Annotated in this window: 11 protein-coding genes and 1 tRNA gene; 8 read left to right on the forward strand and 4 right to left on the reverse strand. The window is 63.5% G+C overall.

The annotated features are described in order from the left end of the window. Positions 1-36: 36 nt before the first annotated feature. The 3 genes from cmk to VGG53_RS22750 are packed head-to-tail and all read left to right on the forward strand — an operon-like array spanning position 37 to position 3,017. On the forward strand, positions 37-729 hold the full coding sequence (cmk, locus tag VGG53_RS22740) for a (d)CMP kinase (protein ID WP_331520381.1): 693 nt from the start codon (positions 37-39) through the stop codon (positions 727-729). 52 nt (positions 730-781) lie between these two features. Continuing rightward, the gene (der, locus tag VGG53_RS22745; protein ID WP_331520382.1) at positions 782-2,191 is read left to right on the forward strand and encodes a ribosome biogenesis GTPase Der; all 1,410 of its coding nucleotides are present in this window, start codon (positions 782-784) and stop codon (positions 2,189-2,191) included. A 43-nt stretch (positions 2,192-2,234) separates the two neighbouring features. Then, positions 2,235-3,017, forward strand: coding sequence for a sulfite exporter TauE/SafE family protein (locus VGG53_RS22750; RefSeq protein ID WP_331520383.1), 783 nt, complete (start codon positions 2,235-2,237; stop codon positions 3,015-3,017). Positions 3,018-3,021: 4 nt separating this feature from the next. Here VGG53_RS22750 and VGG53_RS22755 read toward each other — a convergent pair whose 3' ends face one another. Beyond that, a complete protein-coding gene (locus tag VGG53_RS22755; RefSeq protein ID WP_331520384.1) occupies positions 3,022-3,789 on the reverse strand; it encodes a DUF3060 domain-containing protein in 768 nt (255 codons plus the stop codon). Between VGG53_RS22755 and VGG53_RS22760 the strand changes: the two genes are divergently transcribed. Further along, positions 3,773-4,792 (forward strand): NADP-dependent oxidoreductase, encoded by a 1,020-nt coding sequence (locus VGG53_RS22760; RefSeq protein WP_331520385.1) that lies wholly within the window; start codon positions 3,773-3,775, stop codon positions 4,790-4,792. The genes VGG53_RS22755 and VGG53_RS22760 overlap by 17 nt on opposite strands. On the opposite strand, the gene VGG53_RS22765 is transcribed toward VGG53_RS22760, so the two are convergent. Together VGG53_RS22765 and VGG53_RS22770 are read right to left on the reverse strand one after the other, a co-directional pair. Continuing rightward, entirely contained in the window at positions 4,789-5,199 is a 411-nt protein-coding gene (locus VGG53_RS22765) for a VOC family protein (RefSeq protein WP_331520386.1), read from the reverse strand. The genes VGG53_RS22760 and VGG53_RS22765 overlap by 4 nt on opposite strands. 5 nt (positions 5,200-5,204) lie before the next feature. Then, a complete protein-coding gene (locus VGG53_RS22770) occupies positions 5,205-5,654 on the reverse strand; it encodes a helix-turn-helix transcriptional regulator (RefSeq protein ID WP_331520387.1) in 450 nt (149 codons plus the stop codon). A 94-nt stretch (positions 5,655-5,748) separates the two neighbouring features. On the opposite strand from VGG53_RS22770, the gene VGG53_RS22775 reads away from it, so the two are divergent. Next, a tRNA-Pro gene (locus VGG53_RS22775) sits at positions 5,749-5,825 on the forward strand. Between the two features lie 88 nt (positions 5,826-5,913). After that, entirely contained in the window at positions 5,914-7,107 is a 1,194-nt protein-coding gene (locus VGG53_RS22780; RefSeq protein ID WP_331520388.1) for a tyrosine-type recombinase/integrase, read from the forward strand. Between the two features lies 1 nt (position 7,108). Here VGG53_RS22780 and VGG53_RS22785 read toward each other — a convergent pair whose 3' ends face one another. Then, positions 7,109-7,732 carry a hypothetical protein gene (locus VGG53_RS22785; RefSeq protein WP_331520389.1) on the reverse strand — a complete coding sequence of 208 codons (624 nt, stop codon included), beginning with the start codon at positions 7,730-7,732 and terminating at the stop codon, positions 7,109-7,111. 116 nt (positions 7,733-7,848) lie between these two features. Between VGG53_RS22785 and VGG53_RS22790 the strand changes: the two genes are divergently transcribed. Together VGG53_RS22790 and VGG53_RS22795 are read left to right on the forward strand one after the other, a co-directional pair. Continuing rightward, entirely contained in the window at positions 7,849-8,043 is a 195-nt protein-coding gene (locus VGG53_RS22790) for a helix-turn-helix domain-containing protein (RefSeq protein WP_331520390.1), read from the forward strand. A gap of 579 nt (positions 8,044-8,622) precedes the next feature. After that, the coding region (locus VGG53_RS22795) for a DUF3987 domain-containing protein (protein ID WP_331520391.1) at positions 8,623-10,780 on the forward strand (2,158 nt) is incomplete at its 3' end.

The following is a 10,780-nucleotide window of genomic DNA, read 5'->3' on the forward strand; positions in this document are numbered from 1 at the left end:
GCAGTGAGTGACGGGAGTGAAGCGAACCATCGGGGCATGAGCGGAACGGACGCAGTCGTCGTCGCAGTCGACGGTCCGGCGGGCACCGGAAAGTCCTCGGTCTCTCGAGGGCTGGCGCGTGAATTGCGGGCCCGCTATCTCGATACCGGAGCCATGTACCGCATCGTCACGCTGGCGGTGCTGCGCGGCGGAATCAACGTCACCGATCAGGCGGCTGTCGCAGCGGTTGCCTCCGACGTGCAGATATCGGTCGGCTACGACCCCGACGAAGATCGCAGTTACCTTGACGGAGAAGATGTTTCGTCGCAGATCCGTGGCGGCGAGGTGACCAGGGCGGTGTCAGCCGTGTCGTCGGTTCCCGCCGTACGCACCCGACTTGTCGGCTTGCAGCGCATGCTGGCCGACGGCCCGGGCAACGTCGTGGTCGAAGGACGCGATATCGGGACAGTGGTATTGCCCGACGCCGACGTCAAGATCTTCCTGACGGCATCAGCCGAGACGCGCGCGCGGCGTCGCAATGATCAAAATGTCGCCGCGGGTTTGTTGAATGACTATGGCGCTGTGCTCGCCGACGTTCGCCGTCGCGACCACGCGGACTCCACACGCGCGGTTTCGCCGCTGCGAGCCGCTTCGGACGCGGTGGTCGTCGACACCAGCGAGCTGACCGAATCCGAAGTGGTCGCTCATCTCCTGCGGCTGGTCAAGCAGCGAAGCGAGGCAACTCGGTGAGTCCCGCCGAAGACGACGATGCCGGCGCAGCCGGGATCGAGGAGTGGCGCTTATGACTTCAGCCGAAGATGGAACCTGGATCGACGAAAGCGACTGGGAATCAGCTGAATTCATCGATCTCGTCGATGACGTGGCCAGCGGTCCACCGCCGGTGGTGGCCGTGGTGGGCCGGCCGAACGTCGGCAAGTCGACGCTGGTGAACCGGATTCTGGGCCGGCGGGAAGCCGTCGTTCAGGATGTACCCGGGGTGACGCGTGACCGGGTCTCCTACGACGCGCTGTGGACCGGACACCGCTTCGTCGTGCAGGACACCGGGGGATGGGAGCCCGACGCCAAGGGTTTACAGCAGCTGGTTGCCGAGCAGGCCGCGGTGGCGATGCGCACCGCTGACGCCGTGATCCTGGTGGTGGACGCGATCGTCGGCGCGACCGCGGGTGACGAGGCGGCCGCGCGTATCCTTCGACGCTCCGGCAAGCCGGTGTTCTTGGCCGCGAACAAAGTTGACAGCGACAAGGGCGAATCCGATGCTGCCGCCTTGTGGTCTCTGGGAATCGGTGAGCCATATGCGATCAGCGCGATGCACGGTCGCGGCATCGGCGACCTGCTCGATGCGGTCGTCGGCGCGCTGCCGCAAGTCGCCGAGTTGGTCGCCACCCAAGGCGGTCCCCGGCGGGTGGCGTTGGTCGGCAAGCCCAACGTCGGAAAAAGCTCGCTACTGAACCGGTTGGCCGGCGATCAGCGTGCCGTGGTGCATGACGTCGCGGGCACCACGGTCGACCCGGTGGACTCGCTGATCGACATGGATGGCAAAGTCTGGCGTTTCGTCGACACGGCCGGGCTGCGCCGCAAGGTCGGCCAGGCCAGCGGCCACGAGTTCTACGCCTCGGTACGTACCCATGGCGCCATCGACGCCGCCGAAGTGGTGATCGTGTTGATCGACGGATCGGTTCCGCTGACCGAGCAGGACCTGCGGGTGCTGTCCATGGTCATCGAGGCCGGGCGGGCGTTGGTGTTGGCGTTCAACAAGTGGGATCTCGTCGACGAGGACCGCCGTTACCAGCTGGACAACGAGATCGATCGCCAACTGGCGCAGGTGGCCTGGGCGCAGCGCGTCAACATCTCCGCGAAGACCGGCCGGGCGGTGCAGAAGTTGGTTCCTGCGTTGGAGAGTGCGTTGGCGTCGTGGGATGCCCGGATCGGCACCGGTCGGTTGAACCTCTGGATCAAGGAAGTGGTGGCGGCCACACCGCCACCCGTGCGCGGTGGCAAACAGCCGCGGATCCTGTTCGCCACGCAGGCCACCGCGCGCCCGCCGACGTTCGTGCTGTTCACCTCCGGCTTCTTGGAGGCCGGGTACCGGCGCTTCCTGGAGCGGCGGCTGCGCGAAACCTTCGGCTTCGAAGGCAGCCCGATCCGCATCAACGTGCGGGTCCGCGAAAAACGGAAGCCCAAGTCGCGCTGACGGCGACGCAAGCACCGAAACCAGGCCAGCTAAGGTCTTTTCGGTGCCGTTGACACATGCGATTCTGATCGTCTTCGCCGGCTTAGGCGCGGGCGCGATCAACGCTGTTGTCGGGTCGGGCACCTTGGTCACCTTCCCAACCCTGGTGGCAATGGGCTATCCGCCGGTGACGTCGACGATGTCGAACGCGGTGGGCCTGGTGGCGGGCAGCGTGTCAGGAACATGGGGCTATCGCCGTGAACTGCGCGGCCAGTGGGACCGTCTGCGATGGCAGATTCCTGCGTCAGCCCTGGGGGCCGTGCTGGGTGCTTGGCTGCTGTTGCATCTGCCGGACAAGATCTTCGCCCGCGTGGTGCCGGTGCTGCTCGTCGCGGCACTGGCCTTGGTGGTGATCGGACCTTGGATTCAAACGTGGGCCCGAGAGCGGGCCGAGAAGGCCGGCCGCTCTGCCGAGGACGTGTCACCGCGCCGGATGGCCGCATTGGTGGCGAGCACCTTCGCGATCGGTGTTTACGGTGGCTATTTCACTGCGGCGCAGGGGATCATGCTCGTTGGTGCTATGGGTGCGTTGCTGCCCGAATCAGTGCAGCGGGCCAATGCCGCCAAGAACCTGTTGACCTTGCTCGTCAATATCGTTGCGGCGCTGGCGTATACGTTGGTCGCCTTTGACCGGATCAATTGGGCGGCGGCCGGTCTCATCGCGGTCGGTTCCGTTGTCGGCGGCTGGCTGGGCGCGCATTATGGTCGTCGCTTGTCGCCGAATACGCTGCGCGCCACGATCGTCGTAGTCGGACTTATGGGCCTGTACCGACTCCTGGCGGTCTGACCGCTCAGCGTTTCTGGATAGCGTTTCCTTGGCCGGATGTGTCGATGTGCGGCGAGCCGGCAAGATAGCTGATCTCGTTGTTGAAGCCGGAAGCTTGAATCCTGTCGGCCGTCTCGACCGTCACTTTGTTCTTGACGCCGGACACCGTGAGGCTCGCGCAATGGCCGGTGATCACAACCTCGTTGGCAACCCCGCTGACGTTGACGGTGCCGTCGTTGCAGACGATGGTCCGCTTTTCGTTGATGCCGGCGACGCTGACATTACCGCTGGCCGGCACCGTCGTCACTGATGTGGGTGACGCCGACGGGCCAGCCGCAGGTGTTTGCGTCGGAGCCGTCGAAGGACTGGGGCTTTCCACGGAGATGCTCGGGATGGGCAAAAGGGTGGAGACGCCGCTGCGCGAAATCTGGTGTGCGGTAAAGAGCATGATTCCCGCCGGTAGGGCGATCATGCCAATCACGAAGACACCAGCCAAAATCCACCATGCCCGGCTACGCGACGATGTGCCCGGTAAGGGGCTTGAGAACGAGCCGCCGTAGGGCGGCGGCGGCGGCGGTGGCATCGGGGGTCCGGGTGGTGGTGCCCATTTGCTGGGCAGGGGGTTCTCGCCGGCCTCTGACGCGCGCGCCGTCTCGGCCAGTGGCTGCTCCAGCTCCCGAATTCGAGCTTCCGGATCGTCCTCGGATTTCATCAACAGATGCTCGCATACCAAGATCGCACCGAATAGCTGTTCCGCATTCGGTAGTTTTTGCATCGTGTCCCACTTAGCCAACCGCCAGATCCTGCTATGTCACCGCCCGAGTGGGCTCGTCCAGCCCGGTGACACCCAACTGGTCACCACGCCGGCGCCCGAGCCTGGCGAGGGCGAGGCGCTGGTCCGCACCACCTATGTGGGCCTTGACGCTGCTGTTCGGACCTGGCTCAACGATCAGCAGGGCTACCTTCCGCCGGTACAACTGGGCGAAGTCATCCGCGCCGCCGGAATCGGCGAGGTCGTGGCGTCCCGGTGCGACGCCTACGCAGTCGGCGACGTCATCACCACACTGACCGGCTTCCAGGAATACGTCATCGTCCGCGACGACGTATTCAGCACGCCCATCCCCGGCGAGAGCGATCAGCTGGCCATCATGTCGGTGTACGGGCCGACCGGCGCGACGGCCTATATCGGAATGACCGATTTCGGCCGACCTCAGGCCGGCGACACGGTGGTGGTGTCGGCTGCGGCCGGAGCCACCGGATCGGTGGCCGGGCAGATCGCCAAGATTGCCGGCGCCCGGGTGGTGGGCATCGCGGGCGGGCCGGAGAAATGTCGGGCGGTGGTCGAGGACTTCGGTTTCGACGCGTGCATCGACTACAAAAACGACGACCTGACCGCCGCGCTCAAAGAGCACTGCCCCAAGCGGGTCAATGTCTACTTCGACAATGTCGGTGGGCCCATTCTTGATGCGGTGCTTGGCCGGTTGGCCATGAACGCGCGAGTCGTGTTGTGCGGCATCATCTCCAGCTACCTAACTGGCGAGCACCCCGGACCGGCCAACTACGTGAACCTGCTGTCGAGGACCGCGACCATGCGGGGGTTCAACGCTCTCGATCAGTGGGGTCGCTTCGACGAAGCATTCGCCGCGCTTCACCAGTGGGGGCACGAGGGCCGAATCACGGCTCGCCAGACCATCTTTGAGGGCATCGAGTCGTGCGTTGACGCTCTCAACGGTCTGTTCACCGGGGCCAACATCGGCAAGATGCTGGTCAAGTTGAGCGAACCGACCAGGGCTTAGCCCAGCTCTTGGATGCGGATCATGGTGCCCGCGGGATCGCGGACGGCGCAGTCGCGAATCCCGTAGGGCTGCTCGGTGGGCTCTTGCACGATGTCGGCATTGGTGGCTTGCAGTCGTTCGAAAGTGCCGTCGAGGTCCTTGGTGGCCAGGACGATCATCGCGTAGGTGCCTTTGGCCATCATCTCGGCAATGGTGCGTCGTTCGTCCTCGGTGATGCCCGGCCCCGGGGCCGGTGGGCTCAGAACAATAGACGTGCCAGGCTGATCCGGTGGGCCGACGGTGATCCACCGCATTTTGCCCTTGCCGACGTCGAGACGAACTTCGAAGCCGAGGGTGTCGCGGTAGAACGCCAACGATTCTTCGGGATCGTCGTGGGGGAGAACGCTTGCGTGAATGGTGATGTCCATGACGGTCAGGTTAGGTACAACGCCGCGGTGGGCGCTTCTCGATTCCTGACCGGTTTGGTCACCTGTTTCTCCATGCATGACGGCAGCCCCGTCCGCAGGTGAGCTGTCTGGCCTCGGTAGGCGCTGGGGGACACGCCCATCAGCTCGGTGAAGCGGGTGCTGAACGTTCCCAGTGACGAGCAGCCGACCGCGAAGCAGACCTCGGTGACGCTCAGGTCGCCGCGACGCAGCAGCGCCATCGCCCGTTCGATGCGCCGGGTCATCAGGCAGGAGTACGGCGACTCACCGTAGGCACTCTTGAATTGGCGGCTCAGGTGTCCCGCCGACATATTCGCATCGCGGGCGAGCGCCTCGACGTCCAGTGGCTGGGCGTACTCGCGGTCGATTCGGTCCCGGACCCGGCGCAGCAGGGCGAGGTCGCGCAGGTGCTGGTCGTCGGGGGATCTGCTGGCCACTTGCGCGATCGTGCCATGTCGCGTTGGGGTTGGGGCCGGCTTCGCGGTCTGCTGTAGGCTTTCCACCTGCTGCCGGCGGTGTGGTTGCCGGCACCGGGCTGTGGCGCAGTTTGGTAGCGCACTTGACTGGGGGTCAAGTGGTCGCAGGTTCAAATCCTGTCAGCCCGACCAAGGTCAGAGGGTATTTCTGTTCTGAAGCTCCCAGGAATCTGGTCAGCGTACGCCCATTGGTACGCCCATCAGCGTAAGATGCTGCATCGTGGCGAAACGGCGGGCCAACAGCCAGGGCAACGTCTACCAACGTCCCAACGGGCGTTGGGAGGCCCGGCTGCGCTACCGCGACCCAGCGACGGGCGATCAGAAGCGCGTCAGTGTCTACGGGCGTACCCAGAAGGCGGCGCTCGCCGAGCTGGACAAGGTGCGCGATCGGCTCAAAGAGGGTCAGCCGCCGCGGGATGCCACGACCACTGTGGCTGCATGGATGACGCACTGGCGGGCCACGACACTGGCGGCGTCCGACCGGAAGCCGGCCACTCGCGAGCTGTATGCGAACCTGAGCCGCAAGCACATCGAACGCGGACAGATTGGCTGCATACGACTGGACCGGCTGCGACCTTCGGATGTCGAAAAGATGGTCCTCGACATGCGGGCCCAGATGAAGCCTGGTCAGCGCACGGATGACGATCCCAAGCCGCAACCGGTACGGGCGCTGTCCGACAGCACCATCCGATCGACATACACGGTCCTGCGAGCCGGGCTCGACGGGGCCGTGCGCGATGGGCTGCTCGCGAAAAACCCTGCGGCGGCGGTGAAGCGACCCGGCGTAGAGCGAACCGAGGCCCGCCATCTAGGCCGTGATGCAGTCGTGAAACTGCTCGAAGCGGCAAAAGGGTCGCGCTATCACCCGGCACTGGTGTTGATCGCCTCCACCGGATTGCGCCGCGGCGAGGCGCTTGCATTGAAGTGGGACAAGGTCGATCTCGACGGGGGAGTGCTGCGGGTGGCGTCCACACTTGCGCGCGTGGACGGCAAGCTGGCTGCCAGCGAGCCCAAGACAGCACGGTCGCGACGCCTCGTGCCGCTGTCAAAGCCAGTTGTTGCGATACTGCGCGAGCACCGACTGCGACAAAAGCAAGATCGACTACGTGCGGGCAATCAGTGGCACGAAAGCGGGCTGGTATTCACCACCGAATCTGGTGGACCGGTGGACCCGCGGAACCTGCTGCGGGTGATCGAATCGGCCGCTAAAGCGGCGGGTGTGAAAGACGTTGTGGTGCACACACTTCGACACAGTGCGGCGACGGCATGGCTGGAAGGCGGCGTGCACATCAAAGCCGTTGCAGACCTGCTCGGCCACAGCTCAATCGCGATCACTGGCGACATCTACGGCCACGCAGAGGACTCGACTGCCCGCGCAGCCGTCGACGGCCTCAGCCAACGGTTGGGAATGTAAATCACGCCTTCTTTTGACCCTGCTTGGTTGGCGGCAGATAATTCTTAAGCCTAGCTCGCTCAACATATTTCGATGCCATCCGTTGCTTGACGCCAAAGGTTCGGGCAACCGCTTGCGTAGGTGCTCGATCAATGTTCCGGCGGTATATGTCGGCGACCTGTATCAACAACTCATCGGTTATCGCGCGATTACCCGATGACGCCGCACGCGTCTGGTCGACAAACTTACGTGCGTCGTAAAAACCCTGGACGTCCTCGCCCCGCTCAGACATTTCCTTGGTCCCAACGGCTAGCTCGACCCGGTTGTTCTCGCTATCAAAACGCATGATGAACGCGGTGTAGACCTCATCCAGAACAGAGGACACACGGGCGTGGCGAAGATCATTCTGTTTGATTTCACGCTGTCCCGGCGACGACGACCAACTCATAGCCACCACTTCTGGTCGACCATCGCGAATCTCAATGCGCGTAAATTGATTCGGCTTGTCGTGACCTGCTAGGGATAGCTCAAGCCACGCTGGCATCCAACGATCACCAACGACCTCGTAATCATTAGAGACATCCAGTCTCGTCCCGTCACCAAGATCTAAATGTGACGCGCCGGCCTCGCCGAGTGGCACTCTCACCCCGAAACCTCCCGCGATGTACATCGGTGCATATTTGTAACTCTGCACAAAACTCTGCACTCTGTCAAGAGGCCGCTGATGCACCGGCGGGCACGACAGAAAGTGAGCGGACGCAAATGGAGCTAGCCAATCGACTGGTCTCTATACAGGAGGCACGCGAAAAGTGGCTCGGAGGTATCGGGCGCACAACCACCTACGAGCTGATCGACCGCGGCGAACTGGTGAAGGTAAACATTGGTCGCCGAGCCTTCATTACCGCGGAATCTCTTGCGGCGTATGTTGATCGGCTCAGCGAGGCTGCGACGGCATGAGCCCACCAAATGAAAATGATGAGGGCCGAGCCCCGCACCACCAGGGCCAACCCTCACCATCAGAACTCAACAACCACCACATCACTGGCACTTCAAAGGCTACCGCACCTACGACCACAAGCCCCGGTAGCGCACTGGTGTGGCTGCCCTGCACATCCACTCATCCGCAGGATCCGCGATCGCAGCTGAACCGCCGGCGCGATGCGAAGAATCGGTCGGTGCCGCTGGATTGTGGCTGCGGGACCAGAGATCCAATGATGTGCCGTTGCACTGAGCCGCGGCTAACTAACCACGCCCTCGATGGTTGGGCGGATGCGGCACGGCATCTGCTGGCCGCAGGTCAGATGCCGGTTGTACCGCTTGAGGTGCGAAGAGCGCTGTGGCAGCGTCCTGCCGACCGCCTGCTCGCAGAGACGCTGCACGCCGCTTGCGATGGCGAGGTGGCCTGATGGGCATCTCAGAGCATCCGATCTGGCGCTGCCAACGCTGCCGACGCCGGATATGGGCACCTCGCAGCGTGCACCGTAGAGCCGGTGCCATCTGCTGGCGACAACTGAGAGCACCGTCGGTAACGGCTTCGTGTTCGCGCCGCAGCAAGTCGGCCGCGTAATGGGCACCCCCGCAACCGCTTTCGAGCGCATACTCGATGCCGCCCGCGACAAAGGCTACATCGCGAAAGATACCGGCGCCGCCAAAGCAAAAGTTCAATGCGGCGCACACGACGATCATGAACCGTCGGTGAGCGTCACCGGCATCGACGGACAAGCGCTGGTCTATTGCCATGCTGGCTGCGCAACACAGGACGTGGTCGCGGGCTACGGCCTGGCGATGGCCGACCTATTCGACAACCGCAACGGCGCCACCTATGAATATCCGAACGGTCGCAGGGTTCACCGCAAGCTAGACAAGACGTTTCCTCAATCGGGAAACAAAAAGGACCGCAGCCTTTTCCACGCTGATCGGATAGGCGACGCCGGAACGGTCTACGTCCCTGAAGGTGAAAAGGACGTGCTGGCAATCGAGGCGGGAGGCGCCGTCGCGGTGTGCTCCGCGATGGGCGCTGGTAAAGCTCACCTTGCAGACTGGTCCGTACTGGGCGGCAAGCACGTGATCATCGTGTCTGATAAGGACCAGGCGGGCCGCGAGCATGCTGCACAGGTCGGTGAGCAACTGCGCAGCATTGCCGCGTCAACCGAAATCGTCGAGGCCGCGGTCGGCAAGGACGCTGCCGATCATATCGCCGCCGGCTACAGCCTCGGCGAGCTGGTAAACGTCGAGATGGCCGAGGACAGCGACGACGAGACGGTCCGCACTGTGCCGTGGCCGACCCTCAACAACGCTGCGCTGCATGGCATCGCGGGAAGGATTGTCAACCTTGTAGCACCGCACACCGAGGCCGACCCCGCCGCTATCTTGGTGCAACTCCTGGCAGAATTTGGAGCCACCGTCGGTTCGAGCCCGCACTTCATGGCCGGCAATGACCGGCACCAGGCGATCATCAACCCGCTGGTGGTCGGCCGAACCAATAACGGAGCCAAAGGTACTGGGCTGGCCGTTGTCGAGGCGATTCGCCAACGGGCGCTGCCCTGGTTCGACGAGTTCACTACTTCGGGATTGTCATCGGCCGAAGGGCTGATCGAGATGGTGCGCGACCCGTCGGGCGAGCCCGATGAAAAGGACTACGACCCCGGCGTCGCGGACAAGCGCCTACTGATCAAGGAGTCTGAGTACAAGTCGGTGCTGGTGCGTATGCGCCGCGACGGCAACACCCTGGGGCCAACGCTGCGCGATGCGTTCGACTGCCGGACACTGCGCACACTGACGCGCAAGCACAACAGGCTGACCGCGACCGATCCGCACATCGTTGTCATCGGGCATGTCACGCCGGGGGAGTTCCGCGCCACCCTTCAGGACAGCGACCTATCCGGCGGCACCGTCAACAGGATGCTGATCTGCCTGTCGCGGCGCTCAAGGCTGCACAGTCGGCTGGGCAATCTGCCGGGGAACGTTCTGGCCGCAGCCGCGGGACTATTTGAGGCCGCCTACAAAGCTGCGGCACCGCGACGCGAGATGAAGTTCACCGACCAGTTCTGGGGGCTCTGGGACGCTGCCTATCGCGAACTCAACCGCGACCGTCCCGATTCGAGGGCCACCGAGGCCACCGCCCGCGCGGTGACGATGGTGCTGCGGCTGTCAATGCTCTACGCACTGCTCGACAGCAGAGACGCCATCGACGTCGAGCACCTCGACGCGGCGTTATCGCTGTGGGCGTACGCAGAGCACAGCGCCAGATGGCTCTTCTCCAGCCATGAGCTGGAGGCCCAGCGTGAATCCGCCGGCGGTCTGGCCACCTTCATCCTCGACGGCGGGGAAGCGGGCCGCACCCGCACGGAGATCTCTCGGGAGTATTTCAAAGGCAATAAGCCTGCCGCGGAGATCAACGCCGAACTCGCCCCCCTGGTCCACGACGGGGTGCTGATCGAGATCAAAGAAGAGACAGGGGCCCGACCGATCCTGCGTTATGTGCATCGGACCCTACGAAATAACGAAATTACGAAACCTGCAGGTCAGAGTATAAATTCGGTTACGAACTCAAACGAATTAGGTACGAATTTACCCTCTGACGATGTCGGTGCCGCCGAAGTTAATTCGTCAGAGTTCGTAGATAGTTCGTCGTACGAAACATGCTCTGAGCTGCGAAGTTCGTCCAATTCGTTAATTCGTAGCCCTGAACACA

Source organism: Mycobacterium sp. (genome assembly GCF_036490025.1).
In the GTDB taxonomy this organism is placed as follows: domain Bacteria; phylum Actinomycetota; class Actinomycetes; order Mycobacteriales; family Mycobacteriaceae; genus Mycobacterium.

Excerpts from the sequence above, each read along its gene's own strand:
- der (WP_331520382.1), top strand. The coding sequence starts at position 782 with ATGACTTCAGCCGAAGATGGAACCTGGATCGACGAAAGCGACTGGGAA.
- VGG53_RS22765 (WP_331520386.1), bottom strand. The coding sequence starts at position 5,199 with ATGGACATCACCATTCACGCAAGCGTTCTCCCCCACGACGATCCCGAA.
- cmk (WP_331520381.1), top strand. The coding sequence starts at position 37 with ATGAGCGGAACGGACGCAGTCGTCGTCGCAGTCGACGGTCCGGCGGGC.
- VGG53_RS22790 (WP_331520390.1), top strand. The coding sequence starts at position 7,849 with ATGGAGCTAGCCAATCGACTGGTCTCTATACAGGAGGCACGCGAAAAG.